The organism is Massilia timonae (genome assembly GCF_001866515.1).
Classification (GTDB): domain Bacteria; phylum Pseudomonadota; class Gammaproteobacteria; order Burkholderiales; family Burkholderiaceae_D; genus Telluria; species Telluria timonae.
Genome location: NZ_JRYB01000001.1, coordinates 4162391 through 4181843, shown reverse-complemented (window position 1 = coordinate 4181843; position 19453 = coordinate 4162391). Strand labels below are relative to the sequence as shown.

The following is a 19453-nucleotide window of genomic DNA, read 5'->3' as shown; positions in this document are numbered from 1 at the left end:
TGGCGCGGGTCGCCACCAACCCCGGCGCGCGAAAAGTGCGCCGGGGGTTGTGCGATGCGGCCGTTCAGCCGCGCTGGCGGACGGCCGGACGGCGGCGCAGGCAGTGCCAGGCGCCGACCAGGCAGGGAATGCCGAGCGTAACGGCGGACAGGGCGTCCCAGATGCCGTCGCCCAGCAGGGCCGAGATCAGGCCGATGGTGGTGAGGATGGCCAGCACGATCGGCGCGCCCCAGATTTGCATCGGAGTGCGGCTCACGATGCGCTCCCCTCGCGCGCCAGCGCCGGCGCATCGATGCCGCGGGCCGGCGCGTGCTTATCGAGGGCCGCGGCCTTGGCCGACGCATTGGCGGTCTTGCCGCGCTTGACCCACAGGTACAGGCCCGTCACCAGGATCACGATGGTCGCGATGTCGAGCACCGCCCACAGGAACTTCATCCACTGGCCGCCGTAGTCGCCGAAGTGCAGCGGCTGCGACACCAGCAGCGCCTTCAGGTACCACGGCAGTTCGGGCGCGTCGGTGAGTTCGCCGGTATGGGCGTCCACCAGCACCGGCTGGTACATGCGCGAGCTGAACGGCTCGTTGCCGTTCATGAAGATGCCGTAGTGGTGGGCGCTGCTGAAGTCGGTGCCCGGGAAGGCCACGAAGGCGACCCGCATGCCCGGCAGGCGCTCCTTGGCCTTTTCGATCGCGTCGTGCACCGAGGCGGTGTGCGGCTGCGGCGCCTTGTCCTTGTACTGGGCCAGGATCTCGCTCAGCTCATTGTGCTGGTAATACTTGAGCATCAGGTCGGCCCAGGTATTGATCATGCCGGTGCCGCCGACCACGAACAGCCAGGTGAGCGTGACGATGCCCAGCAGGTTGTGCATGTCGAGCCATTTGAGGCGGCTGCTTCTCTCCTTGCGCACGGTGCCGAAGTCGAGCTTGCGCATGAACGGCGAGTACAGGACCGCGCCGCTGATAATCGCCACCAAAAGCAACAGGGCCATCAACCCCAGGAACAGCTGGCCGGCCAGGCCCATGAACAGGTCGACGTGCAGCGCCAGCATGGTCGACATGAACACGCCGCCCTCGAACGCCGGCTCTTCGATCACCTCCGTGGTGCGCGCATCGACGGCGATCGGCTTGTAGTCGTGGTCGTGCATGTGGTCGGCCAGGGTCACGTTCCAGATCTCGGGCACGTCGGCTTCCTGGGAGATGAACATCGGCTTCTTGGTCGGGTACAGCTCCTTGGCCGAGGCGATCACGGCGTCGACGTTGCCCATCGGCGTCGGTTGCGCAAGCACCGGCGGCTCGACCTCGTTGCCCAGCAGGTGGCCGATCTCATGGTGGTAGATCAGCGGCAGGCCGGTCAGGCACAGCAGCAGCATGAAGATGGTGCAGACCAGGCTGGACCACTTGTGGATCCAGCCCCAGCGACGCAGGGAAACGGGTGACATGTTATTGGCTACGCATTATAGCTAGAGATACAGACCATGAATAATAATCGTTCTCATTTACAGATGCAAGCATCAGGCATAGAATGCGCGTTACTTTTAACGCATAAGAAGAGCAAGACACATGAACACCCCGCGCATGACCCCGGCCGCGCTGGCCGCCGCCCTCTTCGTCTCCAGCACCGCGTTCGCCCAGCAGGCCGAACCGCCAGCCGACGAGAAGATCTCGACCGTGGTCGTGACCGCATCGGCCGACGCCTCGGCCCAGGGCCTGCCGGCCGCGTATGCCGGCGGCCAGGTGGCGCGCGGCGGTCGCCTGGGCCTGCTCGGCAACGTCGACATCATGGACACTCCGTTCAACAGCACCAACTACACCCATGCGCTGATCCAGGACCAGCAGGCGCGCAGCGTGGCCGACGTGGTGCAGAACGATCCGTCGGTGCGGGTGGCGCGCGGCTTCGGCAATTACCAGGAGCTGTACATGATCCGCGGCTTCGCGGTCGGCTCGGACGACACGGCGTATAACGGCCTGTACGGCCTGCTGCCGCGCCAGTTCGTGGCGACCGAGCTGATGGAACGCGTGGAGGTGCTGCGCGGCGCGCACAGCTTCATCAACGGCGCCGCGCCGGCCGGCGGCAGCATCGGCGGCTCGATCAACATCCTGCCCAAGCGCGCCCCGAACCAGGAACTGAGCGAAGTCACCGTGGGCGTCGAGACCGGCGGCCAGGGCTATGGCGCGATCGACCTGGGCCGCCGCTTCGGCGAGGAAGGCCGCGCCGGCGTGCGCGTCAACGTGGCGCACCGCAACGGCGACACGGCGGTCGACCGCGAAGAACGCGAGCTCTCCGTGTACTCGATCGGCGTCGACTACCGCGGCCGCGGCTACCGCCTGTCGGCCGACGTCGGCGCGCAGGACCACCAACTGACCAATGCCCGTCCGAGCGTCGACCTGGCCGCCGGCCTGCCGATGATCGCGGCGCCTGATGCGAGCCACAACTTCGCCCAGCCGTGGACCGTCTCGAACGAACGCCATACCTTCGGCACCGTGCGCGCCGAGGTCGACCTGGGCGCCGACGCGGTGGCCTGGGCCGCCGCCGGCCTGCGCAACGGCCAGGAATTCAACATCCTGGCCGGCATCGACGTCAACGCCGTCGATGGCGACGCGACCATGAGCCGCTTCGACAATATCCGCAAGGACCAGGTGCGCACCGGCGAAGTGGGCGTGCGCGGTGCTCTGCGCACCGGCTTCGTCAAGCACGTGCTGAGCGCTTCGGCCTCGGGCTTCCATTCGAGATCGCGCAACGCCTATGGCATGTCCGATTTCGCCGGCTTCGCGTCGAACCTGTACCGTCCGCGCGACGTGGCGGCGCCGTCGTCGACCTTCTTCACCGGCGGCGACATGAACCATCCGCTGGTGACCTCCAAGACCATTCTGTCGGGCCTGGCGATCGCCGACACCATGTCGTTCATGGACGACACGGTGCTGGTCAATGTCGGCCTGCGCCACCAGCGCATCAAGGACTTCGGCTACGACTACAACACCGGGCTGGAGAATTCGGGCTACGAATCGAGCAAGAACACGCCGTTCGCCGCCATCGTCTACAAGCCGCGCAAGGACCTGTCGCTGTATGCCAACTACAGCGAAGGCCTGCAGCGCGGCCCGGTCGCCTCGGGCACCGACATCGTCAACCAGGGCGAGATCTTCGCGCCCTACGTCGCGCGCCAGCGTGAAGCGGGCGTCAAGTACGACAGCGGCCGCTACGGCCTGACCGCAGCCGTGTTCTCGACCAGCCAGCCGAGCGCCTACGTCGAGAACCGCGTGTTCGGCGTGTTCGGCGAGCAGCGCAATCGCGGCCTCGAGCTGTCGGTGTTCGGCAATCCGGTGCGCGGCCTGAAGCTGCTGGGCGGCCTGACCCTGATCGACGCCGAACAGCGCGTGACGGCCGGCGGCGTGAACCAGGGCAAGGACGCGATCGGCGTGCCGGAAACGCAGCTCAACATCGGCGCCGACTGGATGGTGCCGGGCGTGGACGGCCTGTCGCTGAACGCGCGCACCGTGTACACCTCGAAGCAGTATGCCGACGGCGCCAATCTGCAGAAGCTGCCGTCGTGGACCCGCCTGGACCTGGGCGCGACCTGGAATACCCGCTTCATGGACCGCGACCTGACCCTGCGTGCGCGCGTGGACAACGTCACGGACAAGAATTACTGGGCCTCGGCCGGCGGTTATCCGGGCGCGGGCTACCTGGTGCTGGCGGCGCCGCGCAGCGTGGTGGTGTCGGCGACAGTCGGGTTCTGAACCGGATTCATGGCAGGCGCAGGTCGTCCTTCACGGCGGCCAGCGCCATCCTGTCGACCAGGCCGGGCGCGATCAGCTTGAGCCAGCGCCCGATCCTGCCCTGCGCCGTCATCACCACCTCGCGCTGGCGCGCCTCCATCGCCCTGACGATCAGGCGCGCGCACTCCTCCACCGGCATCGCCTTCTCTTCCCTGAGCGCGCTGGCGCCGGCCTCTTCTCCCCTGGCGTTGAAACCGCGGTAGCGGATGCGCGTGGCCACCACGCCCGGATAGGCGGTGGTCACGCTGACGCCCGCCTCCTTCAGTTCGACCCGCAGCGCTTCGAAGAAGCCGCTCATCGCGAACTTGGTGGCGCAATACGCGGTGCGTCCCGGCACCCCGACCAGGCCGGCCAGCGACGACACCGCCACGATGGCGCCACGGCTCGCCTTCAGGTGCGGCAGCGCGGCCTGGGTGCACCAGACGCTGCCCCACAGGTTCACGCGCATCAGCTCTTCGTACCAGGCCAGGCTCTCGACTTCTTCGAACAGCGCGTGCGCCGAACGGCCGGCATTGTTGACCAGCACGTCGATGCGGCCGAAGCGTTCGAGCGCCCGCGCGATCAGGCGCAGGCAATCGTCCTGGCGGCCGGCGTCGAAGGCCACCGTGAGCGTGTCGGCGCCGAGCGCCTGGCACTGGCCGGCGACCAGGTCGAGCGGCCCCTGGTTGCGCGCGGCCAGCACGAGCCTGACCCCGGCGCCGTGGCGGGCCGCGAGCTGGCGCGCCATTTCGGCGCCGATGCCATCCGAGCCGCCGGTGATGACGACGACCCGGCTCATTTCTGCGCCTTCACGATCTGCAGCGCGCTCGCGATCACGGTGCTCATATCGCCCAGGTTGGCCGGCACGATCAGGGTGTTGTTGGTCTTGGCCAGGTTCGCGAACGCGTCCACGTAGTGCTCGGCCACGCGCAGGCTGACCGCATCCATGCCGCCTGGCGAAGCGATCGCCTCGCCCACCTGGCGCAGCGCCGATGCGCTGGCGTCGGCCAGCGCCACGATGGCGGCCGCCTCGCCCATGGCGCGGTTGATCTCGGCCTGCTTCTCGCCCTCGGAGCGCGCGATGGCCGCCTCGCGCTCGCCGCTGGCGATGTTGATCTGCTCCTGGCGCCGGCCTTCCGAGGCCGCGATCAGGGCGCGTTTCTCGCGCTCGGCCGTGATCTGGGCCTGCATCGCCAGCAGGATCTCGGCCGGCGGCGTCAGGTCCTTGATCTCGTAGCGCAGCACCTTGACGCCCCAGTTGGCGGCCGACTCGTCGATCGCGTTCACGATGTGGGTGTTGATCAGGTCGCGCTCCTCGAAGGTCTTGTCGAGCTCCATGCGGCCGATCACCGAGCGCAGGGTGGTCTGGGCCAGTTGCGTGATGGCCTGGATGTAGTTCGACGAGCCGTACGAGGCGCGCATGGCGTCGGTCACCTGGAAGTACAGGATGCCGTCCACGTGCAGCTGGGTATTGTCGCGCGTGATGCAGACCTGGGGCGGCACGTCGAGCGGAATCTCCTTCAGGCTGTGCTTGTAGGCGATGCGGTCGACGAAGGGCACCACGATGTTCAGGCCGGGGGCCAGGGTGGCGTGGTATTTGCCGAGCCGCTCGACCACCCAGGCGTTCTGTTGCGGCACCACGTTGATGGTCTTGAACACGAAGACCAGGGCGATGGCGAAGATCACGATCGCGACCACGCTGAAAGACAGTTCCATGTGCATCCCTCCTGTTGTGATTGTTCTAGGCCTGGCGGCGCGCGACGATCAGGCGGTTGCCCTGGACCTCGACGATCTCGAAGTCGCCCGGCTCCGGCTCCAGGCCGGCGCGCAGCTCGACGTCCCACAGCGCGCCGCGGTACATGACGCGCGCGCGCCGTTCCTGCCACTGCGGCACGGTGACGCGCTGGCCGATGTCGAGGTTGATGCTGGGGTCGTTCGCGGCCTGGCCGCGTCCGTGCCGCGCGTAGCGGGTGCGGCGCAGGATCATGGTGGCGCCGATGCCGACGAGGGCCGCCGCCAGCGTCTGCTGCGGGCCGCTGGCGCCCAGCCAGGCGGCGCCGGCGCCGCACAGGAGGCCGACGGCGATCATCAACAGGTAGAAGGTGCCGATGAACAGCTCGGCGACGATCAGGATGCCGGCGCCGATGAGCCAGTACGTCCAGTCGGACATGTCGGGGTCTCCTTCTTGTCATGGAATGAAAAAACCCTCACTACCCGAAGTGGGTAGCGAGGGTTCGCATGACCGCGCGGTGGGCTGCGGCGGTTGGTCGTGAGGGCTTGGAAAGCGATCATTCCCGCCAGTGTAGCACCGGCGGCCCTCGACGGGGAATGTCGGAGATCAGGCCCCGGCCAGCTTCTGCCAGGTCTCGATCACCGAGTCCGGGTTGAGCGACATCGACTCGATGCCCTCGCCCACCAGCCATTCGGCGAAGTCCGGGTTGTCCGACGGACCCTGGCCGCAGATGCCGACGTACTTGCCCTGCTTGAGGCAGGCCTTGATCGCCAGCGACAGCATCGCCTTGACCGCCGGGTCGCGCTCGTCGAAGTCCTTGGCCAAGAGCTCCATGCCGGAGTCGCGGTCCAGGCCCAGGGTGAGCTGGGTCAGGTCGTTGGAGCCGATCGAGAAGCCGTCGAAGTACTGCAGGAACTGCTCGGCCAGGATGGCGTTGGACGGCACCTCGCACATCATGATCAGGCGCAGGCCGTTTTCACCGCGCTTCAGACCGTTCTTGGCCAGCAGCTCGACGACCTTCTCGGCCTGGCCCAGGGTGCGCACGAACGGCACCATCAGCTCGACGTTGGTCAGGCCCATCTCGTTGCGCACGCGTTTCATGGCCGCGCATTCCATCGCGAACGATTCGGCGAAGTCCTCGGCCAGGTAGCGCGCGGCGCCGCGGAAGCCCAGCATCGGGTTCTCTTCGTCCGGCTCGTAGCGCGAACCGCCGATCAGCTTCTTGTACTCGTTCGACTTGAAGTCGGACAGGCGCACGATCACCGGCTTCGGCCAGAACGCGGCGGCGATGGTGGCCACGCCTTCGACCAGCTTGTCGACGTAGAAGGCGCGCGGCGAGGCGTGGCCGCGGGCCACCGACTCCACGGCCTTTTTCAGGTCGGCGTCGATGTTCGGGTACTCGAGGATGGCCTTCGGGTGCACGCCGATATTGTTGTTGATGATGAACTCGAGCCTGGCCAGGCCGACGCCGTTGTTGGGCACCGACTGGAAGTCGAAGGCCAGCTGCGGGTTGCCGACGTTGAGCATGATCTTGGTCTTGATCGGCGGCAGTTCGCCGCGCGAGACTTCGGTGACCTCGGTTTCCAGCAAGCCGTCGTAGATCATGCCTTCGTCGCCTTCGGCGCAGGACACGGTGACCAGGGTGCCGTCCTTGAGCACGTCGGTCGCGTCGCCGCAGCCGACCACCGCCGGCACGCCCAGCTCACGCGCGATGATCGCCGCGTGGCAGGTGCGCCCGCCGCGGTTGGTGACGATCGCCGAGGCGCGCTTCATGACCGGCTCCCAGTTCGGGTCGGTCATGTCGGCCACCAGCACGTCGCCCGGCTGCACGCGTTCCATCTCCGACGGATCGGTGATGACGCGCACCGGGCCGGCGCCGATCTTCTGGCCGATCGCGCGGCCGTGGGTCAGCACGGTGCCGGTGCCCTTGAGCTGGAAGCGCTGCTGGGCGTCGGTGGCCTTCTGCTGCGACTTCACGGTTTCCGGACGCGCCTGCAGGATGTACAGCTTGCCGTCGCGGCCATCCTTGCCCCACTCGATGTCCATCGGACGGCCGTAGTGGTTCTCGATGATCATCGCGTACTTGGCCAGCTCGATGACTTCTTCCTCGACCAGCGAATAGCGGTTGCGCAGCTCGATCGGCACGTCGACGGTCTTGACCGAGCGGCCGGCCTTGGCTTCGTTGGTGAACTCCATCTTGATCAGCTTGGAGCCGATATTGCGGCGGATGACCGCCGACTTGCCCTGGGCCAGCATCGGCTTGTGGACGTAGAACTCGTCGGGATTGACCGCGCCCTGCACCACGGTCTCGCCCAGGCCGTAGCTCGAGGTGATGAACACCACGTCCTTGAAGCCCGATTCGGTGTCGATGGTGAACATCACGCCCGAGGCGCCGGTGTCGGAACGCACCATGCGCTGCACGCCGGCCGACAGCGCGACCTCGGCGTGGGTGAAGCCCTTGTGCACGCGGTACGAGATCGCGCGGTCGTTGTAGAGCGAGGCGAACACGTGCTTCATCGCCTCCAACACGTTGTCGATGCCGACCACGTTCAGGAACGATTCCTGCTGGCCGGCGAACGAGGCGTCCGGCAGGTCTTCGGCGGTGGCCGAGGAGCGCACGGCGAACGAGACTTCGGTTTCCGAGCCGGCCACCAGGCGTTCGTAGAACGAACGGATTTCCTGTTCCAGGCGTGGCTGGAACGGGGTCTCGACGATCCAGCCGCGGATCTCGGCGCCGGCGGCGGCCAGCGCGCGCACGTCGTCGACGTCCAGGTTCTCGAGGCGGGTCGCGATGCGCTGGCCCAGCGACGGGCCACCGTCGGCACTGTGGTCGAGGAAGTCGCGGAAGGCGTCGGCGGTGGTGGCGAAGCCGGTCGGCACGCGCACGCCGGCGCCGGCCAGCTGGCTGATCATCTCGCCGAGCGAAGCGTTCTTGCCGCCGACCGACTCGACGTCGGTCATGCGCAGGTCCTCGAACGAGGCCACGTAGACGCGATTCGAATCGTCGGGATTCACTGCGTCGGGCTTCAATGCAGGAGTAGCTAGGTTGGTCATGATAAAACACCCTTACTTGATGATGGAAAGCTGTTGGCGCATTGGTGCCGGAAGCGGGGGCGTCTGGACGTATTCTTGTTATTCTGGCCCGCGTGCAGCACAATGCAAAACCCGTTGCCGAGCATTTTACCCCGCGACAGGGTGAAGTGCAGCGCACTTTTGATGTTACTTTGTCAGCAAAGCATACCGATCCAGCCATCATGACCGACGATTCCCTGCCTTCCCCAGTCACCGCCTCGCGCACCGTCTTCTTTGTTTCCGACGGCACCGGCATCACGGCGGAGACCTTCGGTCACGCCGTGTTGAGCCAGTTCGACCTGCGTTTCCGCCAGATCCGCCTGCCGTTCGTGGATTCGATCGAAAAGGCGCACGACGCCGCGCGCCGCATCAACGAGAGCTTCGCGCTGCACGGCCAGCGGCCGATCGTGTTCTCGACCCTGGTGAAGCACGACCTGTCGAGCGTGATCCGCTCGGCGAACGGCATGCACATGGACTTGTTCCAGACCTTCGTCGCGCCGCTCGAGCAGGAACTGGACGTCAAGTCCACGCACACGATCGGGCGCATCCACAATGCGGTGGACACCGAGGAATACAAGAACCGTATCGAAGCGATCAATTTCTCGTTGGCGCATGACGACGGCCAATCGCACAAGAACCTGGCCGAGGCCGACGTGATCCTGGTCGGCGTCTCGCGTTCCGGCAAAACGCCGACGAGCCTGTACCTGGCGATGCAATACGGCCTGAAGGCCGCGAACTATCCGCTGATTCCCGACGACTTCGAACGCGGCAAGCTGCCGAGTTCGCTGCCGCCATTCAAGGCAAAGCTGTTCGGCCTGACGATCACCCCCGAGCGCCTCTCGCAAATCCGCAACGAGCGCCGCGCCGGCAGCAAATACGCCTCGCTGGAAAACTGCCGCTACGAAGTCAACGAAGCCGAACACCTGATGCGCCGCGAAGGCATCCGCTGGCTCTCGTCGACGACGAAATCCATCGAAGAAATCGCGACCACCATCCTCCAGGAAATCAAACCCGACCGCCGCGAGTACTGACCCATTGAGGGTCAGAGTCGAATTATCGGGAAAGATTTTTAAGCACCCATTAATCCTGCACAAGCCATCCGCGACTTGCCTGAAAGCTCGTGCACATTAATCAGGGTCAGAGTCGAATTGTTTGACAACTTTAAAGAATTGCTCGGCAATTCTACTCTGACCCTGATTATTTTTTGCGGTTTGAGCGCCGTCGGTCGAGCACTCAGGAAATAAGATGCCGCGAAGGATGATCGCCCTATATGTTAGCGCTATACCTATCCAATAATAAATAGGGTCGGAGTCGAATTGTTTGACAACATTGACGGCTGAGCCGTTAATTCGACTCCGACCCTAATTATCCGCTGAGTAATTGGCCAATAATTCGACTCTGACCCTATTTATTTGCCGACCGAATTTGGGAAATTGCTCAAAAATTCTACTCTGACCCTGATTGTTGGGCTATTGATGGTTAGAAGAATTGGCGCCAGTCGGCGAGCCAGGCGGGGAAGGCGGTCGCTTCCATGGGGTTGGCGATGTGGTAGCCCTGGGCGTAGGTGCAGCCGAGGCTTTGGAGGAAATCCCAGTCTTGGCGGGTTTCGACACCGACCGCGACCGACATGCGATCCAGGCTGTGGGCCAGGTTCAGGCAACTGCGCAGGACCGTGCCCAGCGGGCGGCGTTTCGAGGCGCCGTCGACGAAGCTGCGGTCGATTTTCAGTTCGGTGAACGGGATGCGGGCCAGGAGTTGCAGGTTCGAGCGGCCCGTGCCGTAGTCGTCGATGGCGAGGCCGAAGCCCATCATGCGCAGGCGCACCAGGCGTTCGATGAAATCGGGGTTCGTGTTCAATACCGACGATTCGGGCAGCTCGAAGGTGATGTAGTCGGGCAGGACCTTGTGGCGCTCCAGCGCGGCGCCGATCTGGCGCACGAAGGCCGGATGGGCCAGCGTTTCGGGGGCGATGTTCAGCGAGATCGGGACCGGGATGCCCTGCTCCTGGAACCAGCGGCAGCGCTCCACCGACAGCTCGATCATGCTCCAGTCCAGGAAGTCGATGCGGCCGCTCTCTTCCAGCGCTTCCATGAACGATGCCGGCCCCAGCACGCCATGCTCGGGATGGCGCCAGCGCGCGAAGGCTTCCAGCCCTTTCACCTGGCCGGTCGCGAGCTCGATCTTCGGCTGGAAGAAAGGCTCGAACTGGCGCTTCTGCAGGCCGATGCCGATCTGCTGGAACGTGAAGCGCGGCCCGCCCGGCTTGCGCGGTGGCCGCGCCAGCGGGGAGTAGTTGTCGAGCAGCGGCTTGAGTTTGGCGGCGCTGACCGGCCTGGCGATCACGCCCAGCAGCTCGACGCCATAGGCCTCGGCCAGCGTCTCGACCGAGAACAGCAGGTCGGCGGGCTGCGCCCCCGTCACCACCAGACGCGCGGGGACCTGGACCTGGCCCAGCCTGCGGATCAGCTCCAGCCCATCCATGCCCGGCAGCGCGAGATCGACGATGGCGACGTTCACCGCCGGCGCCAGGCCGGCCTCCAGGGTCTGCAGCGCGAGATGCCCGTCCGGCACGTCGGTGACGCGGCTGGCGCCGAGCTGGCCCAGCAAGTCCACCAGCGCCCTGCGCTGGGCCGGGTCGGCTTGTGCCACCAAAAAATGCAAATGCGCGATGTCCATCGTTGCTCCAGTTTCCCAGCCGCCAGCCTACGCGATGCGAGGGAAACCGTCCATACCCTCGAGCCTATTCTGGTAGGTGGGGGGAAGCTCATGGCGACATGCGCGTAGGCGATGCATGGCTGGCGTGGGCAAGGCGCGAGGAGGCCGCATGGCGGCGCCACGGGTTTGCCACCGCGCGACGAGCAACGCGGCACACGCCCGCCAGGCGCGTCAGGAGCGACTCCCACCTACCGGAACAGGCTCCTACATCTGCTGCTGGCGCAGCCCTTCGAAGAAACACACGGCGGCGCAGGCGGCGACGTTGAGCGACTCGACCTGGCCCGCATGCGGCACCGCGACCCGGTGCGTGGCGAGCTTCAGCAATTCGTCCGACACGCCCTGCCCTTCGTGACCCAGCACCCAGGCCACCGGCTGGGTCAGGTCCATCGCGTACAGGCGCTCGGCCGCATAACCGCTGGTGGCCAGCACCGGCACCTTCGCGCCTTGCACCAGCGGCGCCAACTCGATCTGTTCGAAAATCTCCAGCACGAAGTGCGCGCCCATCGCCGCGCGCAGCACCTTCGGCGACCAGCAGAAAGCGGTGCCGGGACTGCAGTAGACCTGCTTGATGCCGGCCGCCGCCGCGCTGCGCAGGATCGAGCCGACGTTGCCCGGATCCTGCACGCCGTCCAGCAGCACGCTCGGTCCCACCAGGGCCGGCGCCGCGGACGGCTGCGGCGAATCGATCACGAACAGCAGGTACACGCCGTGTTCGACCTGGCTGACCGCGTTGAACAGCGCGTCGGGCAGCGCCGTCACCGGCGCATGCAGCGCCTCGCAGCGCGCGACGATGGCCTGCACTTCGTGGTTGCCGAGCGCGCCCTCCGACACCACGCAGTGGCGCGGGGCGCCGCGCAGGTCGAGCCAGCTCTGGCACAGGTGCACGCCGTCGAGCAGGCTTTGCCCGGCCTTGCGCCGCGCCTGCGAGCTGGTGGCGAGGCTTTTCAGGTCTTTGTAGAACGCGTTGTCGCGCGAGGTGATGGTCTTCATGCCGTTTCAATCATCTGGCCACTGAGGTCAGCAAACAGGTCGACCTGCAGCAGGTTGCGCACCGGCGCGAACGAACGGCGGTGCGCCGGCGACGGACCGTGCAGGCGCAGGCGCTCCAGGTGCAGCGGCGTGCCGTAACCCTTGTGCTGGTCGAAGCCGTATTGCGGGTAAAGGTCGTGCAGGCGCACCAGCGCCGCGTCGCGCGCCGTCTTGGCCAGGATCGAGGCGGCCGAGATGGCGTTGACCTTGTCGTCGCCCTCCACGATCGCATGCGCTCGCACGTCCATCTGCGGGCAGCGGTTGCCGTCGATCAGGGCCAGGGTCGGCGCCGTCTGCAGCGCTTCCACCGCGCGCCGCATCGCCAGCATGGTCGCCTGCAGGATGTTGATGCTGTCGATCTCTTCGCACGAGCATTCGGCGATGGCCCAGGCCAGCGCATGCTCGCGGATCAGGGGCGCGAGCTCGTCGCGCCGCGCCTCGCTCAGCTTTTTCGAATCGCGCAAGCCCTCGATCGGCCGCAGCGGATCAAGGATCACGGCGGCGGCGAACACCGGCCCGGCCAGCGGACCGCGCCCGGCCTCGTCGACGCCGCACACGATATCGAGCTCGGTGAACGGCCGGAGCCTGGGCGGCAGCCCGGGATACAGGTTGACTTTCTTCTTTCTCATTTCGATTCAGGCGGCCTTGTGGCCCCGTCCAATGACGCCGAGCACCGCTTCGGCGCTCGCGCGCGCGCTGTCGCGCAGCAGGCTGTGATGCATCTCCAGGAAGCGGCCGGCCAGCCGTTCGCGCCCGGCCGCATCCTGCAACTGGGCCCACACGGCGTCGGCCATCGCCTCGGGCGTGGCCGCATGCTGGATCAGTTCCGGCACCAGGAACTCGCGCGCCAGGATGTTCGGCAGGCCGATCCAGGGCTGGTAGCCCATGTGGCGCATGATCGCGTACGACGCCACCATCACTTTATACGCGATCACCATCGGTTTCTTGAACAGCGCCACCTCCAGGGTCGCGGTGCCGGAAGCGACCAGCACCGCGTCGGCCGCGGCGATCGCCGTGTGCGAGCCGGCGGCGGTCACCTGCAGCTCGACGTCCTGCAAGCCCGCCTTGACCACGAGTTCGTCGAAGTAGGCGCGCTGGCGTTCGCCGACCATCGGCACCACGAAGGTCAAGCCGGGGTCGCGCGCGCCCAGGAGCTTGACGGCGCGAATGAAGGGTTCGGCCAGGTATTTCAGCTCGCCCATGCGGCTGCCCGGCATCACCGTCACCACGCGCGCATCCGGATTCAGGCCGAGCGCGCGCCGCGCCGCGGCGACGTCGGGAACGAGCGGGATGGTCTCGGCCAGCGGATGCCCGATATACGTCACCGGCACGCCGGCCTCGCGGTAGATCGCTTCCTCGAACGGGAAGATCACCAGCATGTGCGAGACCGCGCGCTGGATCTTCTTGATCCGCCCGCCGCGCCAGGCCCAGATCTGCGGCCCGATGAAGTGGACGGTGGGGATGCCGGCCGCGCGCAGCTGCTCTTCGAGTCCGAGGTTAAAGCCGGGATAGTCGGCGCCGATGAAGGCGGCCGGTCTTTCACGCAGGAGACGGTCGCGCAAGCCGTTCTGGATGCGTTTCAGTTCGGGGTAGCGTGGAATGACTTCGAACAGGCCGCGCACCGTGAGCGTGTCCATCTGGACGTCGCTCACGAAGCCCTGCTCGATCATGCGTGGCCCGCCGATGCCGTGGAAGCGCGCATCGGGCAACAGCGGGCGCAGCCCGGCCAGCAGGCGCGCGGCGAGCATGTCGCCGGACGCCTCGCCGGCCACCAACGCCAGCGAAACGTCGTTCTTCATGCTTTTAGCGGACGATGCCACGGGTGGCGGTGCCGAGGAATTCGCGCAGCAGACGAATGTCTGCGCCGGCCGCCGGCAGGCGCTCTTCCTCGGCCTGGAGCGCGGCTTTGGCCTCTTCCAGGGTCAGGTTCGAGCGGTACAGCAGCTTGTAGGCGCTGCGGATGCCGTCGAGCTGCTCGCGCGTAAACCCGCGGCGCTTCAGGCCCTCGAGGTTCACGCCGCGCGCGCCGGCCGGATTGCCGGAGACGAGCACGTAGGGCGGCACGTCCTGGGTCAGGCTCGTATACATGCCGATGAAGGCATGCGCGCCGATCTTGCAGAACTGGTGCACGCCGGCGTAGCCCGACAGGATGGCCCAGTCGCCCACCTGCACGTGGCCCGCGAGCTGCGCATTGTTCGAGAAGATCGTGTTGCTGCCCACTTGGCAGTCGTGCGCCACGTGGACGTAGGCCGAGATCCAGTTGTCGCTGCCGACGCGCGTGACGCCCTCGTCCTGGACCGTGCCCAGGTTGAAGGTGACGAATTCACGCACCGTGTTGCGGTCGCCCACTTCGAGGCGGGTCGGCTCGCCGTTCCACTTCTTGTCCTGCGGCGCGCCGCCGATCGAGCAGAACTGGAAGAACTTATTGTCCTTGCCGATCGTGGTATGGCCCTCGATGACCACGTGCGGGCCGACCACGGTGCCGGCGTCGATGCGCACATTCGGCCCGATGATCGAATACGGGCCGACCTCGACCGAGCTGTCCAGCTCCGCCTTCGGATCGACGATCGCGGTCGAATGGATTTTGCTCATCTGGTGCTCCTGTTTTACTGCGCCGCGCCTTCCGGGCCCTTCATGGTGGCTTCGGCGGCGCCGCGGATGGTGCACATCAGCTCGCCCTCGACCGCCACCTTGCCGTCGACCGTCGCCACCGCCTTGTACTTCCAGATGCCGCGCGCGACGCGCAGGATCTCGATTTCCATGCGCAGCTGGTCGCCCGGCTCGACCGGACGCTTGAAGCGGGCGTTGTCGATGCCGACGAAGTACACCACCGAGTTTTCGTCCGGCTTGACGTTCATGGTCATGAACGACAGGATGGCCGCGGTCTGCGCCATCGCTTCGATCATCAGGACGCCCGGCATCACCGGCTTGTGCGGGAAGTGGCCGTTGAAGAACTCTTCGTTGACGGTGACGTTCTTGATCGCGACGATGCGCTTGCCCAGTTCGACGTCCAGCACGCGGTCGACCAGCAGCAGCGGATAGCGGTGCGGCAGGTATTCCTTGATCTGGGTGATGTCGAGGGTCTTGAGTTCTGGAGTGGTCATTTTTCTTCTGTCAGGTTTCTGATGGTTTTCTCGAGCGTGCGGATCTTGGCCCGCATCGAATCGAGATTGCGCACGATCGCCGCGCTGCGTTCCCATTCGGCGTTCTTGGCCAAGGGGTAGAAGCCGGTGTACTGGCCCGGTTCGAGGACCGAGCGCGACACCATGCTGCCCGAGGAAATATGGACGTTGTCGGCGATTTCCAGGTGGCCCAGCACCATGGCGGCGCCGCCGAAGGTGCAGCGGCTGCCGATCTTGGCGCTGCCGGCCACGCCGACGCAGCCGGCCATCGCGGTGTGCGCGCCGATGCGGCAGTTGTGGCCGATCTGGATCTGGTTGTCGAGCTTGACGCCGTCTTCGATCACGGTGTCGTCCAGCGCGCCGCGGTCGATCGTGGTGTTGGCGCCGATGTCGACGTCGTCGCCGATCAGCACGCGGCCGGTCTGCGGGATCTTGATGTAGGCGCCGGCTTCGACGGCGAAGCCGAAGCCGTCGGTGCCGATCACCGCGCCCGAATGCAGGATGCCGCGCTTGCCGATGCGGCAGCGCGCATGGAAGGTCACGTTGGCGAACAGGTGCGTATGCTCGCCGATCGTGGCCTCGCGCCCGATGAAGCAGCCGGCGTCGATCACGGCGTGGGCGCCGATGATGGCGCCCGCCTCGATCGTCACGTGCGGCCCGACGTGGGCGGTCGGATCGACGGTGGCGCCGGGGTCGACCACGGCGCTCGGATGGATGCCGGGCGCCGGCGCCTGCTCGGTGAGCGACACGAAATACTGCGCCGCGCGGGCGAAGTAGGCGTAAGGGTTGGTGGTGACGATGCGCGCGCCTTCATAGGTCGCGGCCACCGTCGGATCGTCCAGCGGCGACAGGATCAAGGCCGCCGCCTGGCTTTGCGCGGCCAGCGCGCGCAGCTTGCTGTTGCTGAGGAAGCTGATGTGCGAAGCGCCGGCGCTGTCCAGGGGGGCGATCGCCTGGACCTCGAGGTCCGCGTCGCCCACCAACTGTCCGCCGAAGCGCTCGACCAAATCGCCCAGTCGAATGCCCATCTCGGTCTTTCCAGTGTGAGTCAAAATCGTTGCTGCTTTACTTGTCGAGCAGCTTGAGAATCTTGTCGGTGATGTCCACGCGCGGGCTGACCCACGCCGCCTCGACCAGCACGGCGTCGAGCTTTTCCTGTTCCGCGACCTGCTCGACCAGCTTGTAGGCCTTTTGCGCGATCGCGGCGCGCTCTTCGTTCTTGCGTTGTTGCAGGTCTTCCTGGAACTCGCGCTGCATGCGCTCGACGTCCTTCTGCATGTTGTACAGCTCGCGCGCGCGGCGCGTGCGGTCCAGCTCATTCAGGCCCGCCGCTTCGGCGTCGAACTTCTCGGACGTCTGCTTGTACTTGCCGACCATCTCCTCGACCGCCTTCTGGCGCTTCGAGAACTCGGCGGCCAGCTTGGCGTCGGCCGCCTTGGCCATCTTGGAGTCGGTCATCAGGCGCTCGGTGTAGACGAAGCCGATGCGGCTGTTCGCCTGCGCCTGCGCCAGCGGCGCGGCGCACAGCGCGGCCAGCACCAGCGAGGCGCCAAGCGCGGGTCGAACCGTGGACCTGCGTCCACCAGGCAGCGAGTCAATCAGATTTTTCAACATAAGTCTCTCGCAATCGTTCTTCGGGTCGCCGTGGGCCGCTTAGAAGCCGGTGCCCATCTGGAACTGGAAGCGCTCCAGGCGGTCGCCCGGCAGCGAATTCAGCGGCTTAGCATAACTCAACTTGAGCGGACCGACCGGCGAAATCCAGGACAGGCCGATGCCGGCCGAGTAGCGGAACTCGTCGTAGCGGATCTTCGCGTCTTCCTGGAACACCTGGCCGCCGTCGACGAAGGTGAACCAGCGCAGGCTGCGGTCGGTGCCGCTGCCCGGGAACGGGAACTGCAGCTCGGCGTTGCCGATGATGCGCTTGGAGCCGCCGATCGCGTCGTAGTAGCGCGGATCGACCACGCCCAGCGACGAGCTCTCGTAGCCGCGCACCGAACCGATGCCGCCCGCATAGAAGTTCTTGAACACCGGGTAGGCGCTGCCGCCGATGCCCTTGCCGTAATCGAACTCGCCGCGCAGGGCCAGCGTCATCCAGCGGGTCAGCGGCTTCCACCACTGGTGCTCGTAGACCATCCGGTAGTACTTGGCGTCGCCGATGGCGTCGATCTCGAAGTTGGCGCGCTGGAAGCGGCCGCGGGTCGGGGTCACCGCGCTGTCGCGGGTGTCGCGGCCCCAGGCCGCGGTCAGCGGGATCGCGTTGGTGGTGGCCTTGCCGATGCCGCTCTCCGGGCCGCCGTTCTGGCGCACGAAGGTCTGGTAGATCGTCGGCGAGGTCAGGTCGGTTTCCAGCTCGGTGCGTTCCAGGCCGGCGCCGAAGTAGACGGTGTCGGATTCGGAGAACGGCACGCCGAAGGTCAGGTTGCCGCCCATCTGGCGCACGGTATACGAACCGATGTTCAGCGCCGGCGGACGCGAGGTGCGCAGGTACAGCGAGAACGCGCGCGAGATGCCGTCGTCCGTGAAGTACGGATTGGTCTGCGAGAACGCGATCGTGCGGTTGTACTTGCTGGTGTTCAGTTCGATGCCGACCGTGTTGCCGCTGCCGGCGAAGTTGGCCTGCGAGATCGACGCGGTGAAGGTGAACTTCTCGGACTGCGAGAACGCGCCGCCGATCATGAAGTTACCGGTCGGTTTTTCTTCGACCGCGATGTTCACGTCCACCTGGTCCGAGGTGCCCGGCGACTCAGGGGTCTCGACCTTCACGTCCTTGAAGTAGCCGAGGCGGTCGACGCGGTCGCGCGACAGCTTCACGCGATTGGCGTCGTACCACGAGCTTTCGAACTGGCGGAATTCGCGGCGGATCACTTCGTCGCGGGTGACCGTGTTGCCCGAGATGTTCATGTGGCGCACGTAGGCGCGCTTGCCCGGATCGACGAAGAAGGTGAACGCGACTTCGCGCTTCTCGCGGTCGAGTTCCGGGTTCGCCGTCACGTTGGCGAAGGCGTAGCCGAAGGTGCCGAGGCGGTCGGCGATCAGCTTGTTGGTCGCTTCCTGCAGGTCGCCGACATAGGTCTTGCCCGGCTGGAGCACGATCAGCTCCTTGAGCTCCTCTTCGCGACCGAACATCTCGCCCTCGAGCTTGACGCTCGAGACGGTGTACTGCTCGCCCTCGGTGATGTTGAGGGTCAGGTAGATGTCGCGCTTGTCGGGGGTGATCGAGACCTGGGTCGATTCGACGTTGGCTTCCAGGTAGCCGTGGTTCAGGTACCAGGACTTGATGGTTTCCAGGTCGCCGGTCAGCTTTTGCTTGGAATACTGGTCGGCCTTCGAGTACCAGGTGAACCAGCCCGAAGGGCGCAGTTCGAGCAGCTGGCGCAGCTGTTTGTCGCTGAAGGCCTTGTTGCCGATGATGTTGATGCCCTTGATCTTGGCGACCTCGCCCTCGTCGACGTTGAACATGATCGTCACGCGGTTGCGTTCGATCGGCGTCACGGTGGTGGTGATCTTCACGCCGTACAGGCCGTGCGACAGATATTGACGCTTGAGCTCCTGCTCCGCGCGGTCGACCGAGGCCTTGTCGAAGATGCGGGTCTGGGCCACGCCGATCTCGGACAGCGCCTTGACCAGCATGTCTTTTTCGAATTCCTTGGTGCCGGTGAAATCGACCGACGAAATCGCCGGGCGTTCCTCGACCAGCACCACCAGCACGCCGTTTTCTTCCTCGAGGCGGATGTCCTTGAAGAAGCCGGTGGCGTATAGCGCCTTGATCGCGCTCGAGGCCTTGGCGTCGTCGAAGGTCTCGCCCACGCGCACCGGCAGATAGCTGAACACGGTGCCTGCTTCCGTCCGCTGGATGCCTTCGACCCGGATATCCTTGACGACGAACGGGTTGACGGCCAGCGCAGGTCCGGCGCACATGGCCAGCACGGCCGCGCCGATCAAGCTGCGACGAATGAACGGCAGGGCAAAACGATCTGGTTGTGATTTCATTGGCTGGATCAAAGGGTCAGTCATTTGGACAACGATTGCATA

The 19453-nt window shown here is 65.8% G+C and carries 17 protein-coding genes; 2 read left to right on the top strand and 15 right to left on the bottom strand.

From position 1 onward, the window contains the following. Positions 1-64: 64 nt before the first annotated feature. Positions 65-256, bottom strand: coding sequence for a hypothetical protein (locus tag LO55_RS26440; protein ID WP_051205098.1), 192 nt, complete (start codon positions 254-256; stop codon positions 65-67). Continuing rightward, positions 253-1437 (bottom strand): PepSY-associated TM helix domain-containing protein, encoded by a 1185-nt coding sequence (locus LO55_RS17860; protein ID WP_071362494.1) that lies wholly within the window; start codon positions 1435-1437, stop codon positions 253-255. The genes LO55_RS26440 and LO55_RS17860 overlap by 4 nt, the downstream gene beginning before the upstream one ends. A gap of 121 nt (positions 1438-1558) precedes the next feature. Here LO55_RS17860 and LO55_RS17855 point away from each other — a divergent pair, with 121 nt between their 5' ends. Then, positions 1559-3733 (top strand): TonB-dependent receptor, encoded by a 2175-nt coding sequence (locus LO55_RS17855; protein WP_071362493.1) that lies wholly within the window; start codon positions 1559-1561, stop codon positions 3731-3733. 7 nt (positions 3734-3740) lie between these two features. Here the strand turns inward: LO55_RS17855 and LO55_RS17850 are convergent, their stop codons facing one another. The 4 genes from LO55_RS17850 to ppsA form a co-directional block, all read right to left on the bottom strand. Further along, the gene (locus LO55_RS17850) at positions 3741-4550 is read right to left on the bottom strand and encodes an SDR family oxidoreductase (RefSeq protein ID WP_071362492.1); all 810 of its coding nucleotides are present in this window, start codon (positions 4548-4550) and stop codon (positions 3741-3743) included. Then, the gene (locus LO55_RS17845; protein WP_071362491.1) at positions 4547-5467 is read right to left on the bottom strand and encodes an SPFH domain-containing protein; all 921 of its coding nucleotides are present in this window, start codon (positions 5465-5467) and stop codon (positions 4547-4549) included. The genes LO55_RS17850 and LO55_RS17845 overlap by 4 nt, the downstream gene beginning before the upstream one ends. Before the next feature lie 25 nt (positions 5468-5492). Continuing rightward, positions 5493-5921 (bottom strand): NfeD family protein, encoded by a 429-nt coding sequence (locus LO55_RS17840; protein WP_071362490.1) that lies wholly within the window; start codon positions 5919-5921, stop codon positions 5493-5495. A gap of 168 nt (positions 5922-6089) precedes the next feature. After that, positions 6090-8537, bottom strand: a complete 2448-nt coding sequence (gene ppsA / locus LO55_RS17835) for a phosphoenolpyruvate synthase (protein ID WP_071362489.1) — start codon at positions 8535-8537, stop codon at positions 6090-6092. Positions 8538-8737: 200 nt separating this feature from the next. On the opposite strand from ppsA, the gene ppsR reads away from it, so the two are divergent. Further along, positions 8738-9586, top strand: a complete 849-nt coding sequence (ppsR, locus tag LO55_RS17830) for a posphoenolpyruvate synthetase regulatory kinase/phosphorylase PpsR (protein WP_005667703.1) — start codon at positions 8738-8740, stop codon at positions 9584-9586. Between the two features lie 448 nt (positions 9587-10034). On the opposite strand, the gene LO55_RS17825 is transcribed toward ppsR, so the two are convergent. The 9 genes from LO55_RS17825 to bamA form a co-directional block, all read right to left on the bottom strand. Next, positions 10035-11231 carry an EAL domain-containing response regulator gene (locus LO55_RS17825; protein ID WP_071362488.1) on the bottom strand — a complete coding sequence of 399 codons (1197 nt, stop codon included), beginning with the start codon at positions 11229-11231 and terminating at the stop codon, positions 10035-10037. A gap of 243 nt (positions 11232-11474) precedes the next feature. Then, entirely contained in the window at positions 11475-12260 is a 786-nt protein-coding gene (locus LO55_RS17820) for a TrmH family RNA methyltransferase (protein WP_071362487.1), read from the bottom strand. Beyond that, positions 12257-12928 (bottom strand): ribonuclease HII, encoded by a 672-nt coding sequence (rnhB, locus tag LO55_RS17815; RefSeq protein WP_229410170.1) that lies wholly within the window; start codon positions 12926-12928, stop codon positions 12257-12259. Before rnhB ends, LO55_RS17820 begins: the two co-directional genes overlap by 4 nt. Positions 12929-12934: 6 nt before the next feature. Then, complete coding sequence (gene lpxB / locus LO55_RS17810; protein ID WP_071362486.1) at positions 12935-14098, bottom strand: lipid-A-disaccharide synthase; 1164 nt, start codon at positions 14096-14098, stop codon at positions 12935-12937. A gap of 4 nt (positions 14099-14102) precedes the next feature. Further along, on the bottom strand, positions 14103-14891 hold the full coding sequence (gene lpxA / locus LO55_RS17805; RefSeq protein ID WP_071362485.1) for an acyl-ACP--UDP-N-acetylglucosamine O-acyltransferase: 789 nt from the start codon (positions 14889-14891) through the stop codon (positions 14103-14105). A 14-nt stretch (positions 14892-14905) separates the two neighbouring features. Next, a complete protein-coding gene (fabZ, locus tag LO55_RS17800) occupies positions 14906-15403 on the bottom strand; it encodes a 3-hydroxyacyl-ACP dehydratase FabZ (RefSeq protein ID WP_005667524.1) in 498 nt (165 codons plus the stop codon). Continuing rightward, the gene (gene lpxD / locus LO55_RS17795; RefSeq protein ID WP_071362484.1) at positions 15400-16449 is read right to left on the bottom strand and encodes a UDP-3-O-(3-hydroxymyristoyl)glucosamine N-acyltransferase; all 1050 of its coding nucleotides are present in this window, start codon (positions 16447-16449) and stop codon (positions 15400-15402) included. Before lpxD ends, fabZ begins: the two co-directional genes overlap by 4 nt. 37 nt (positions 16450-16486) lie before the next feature. Then, positions 16487-17035, bottom strand: coding sequence for an OmpH/Skp family outer membrane protein (locus LO55_RS17790; protein ID WP_005667522.1), 549 nt, complete (start codon positions 17033-17035; stop codon positions 16487-16489). 39 nt (positions 17036-17074) lie between these two features. Then, entirely contained in the window at positions 17075-19411 is a 2337-nt protein-coding gene (gene bamA, locus LO55_RS17785; protein WP_071362483.1) for an outer membrane protein assembly factor BamA, read from the bottom strand. Positions 19412-19453 lie beyond the last annotated feature (42 nt).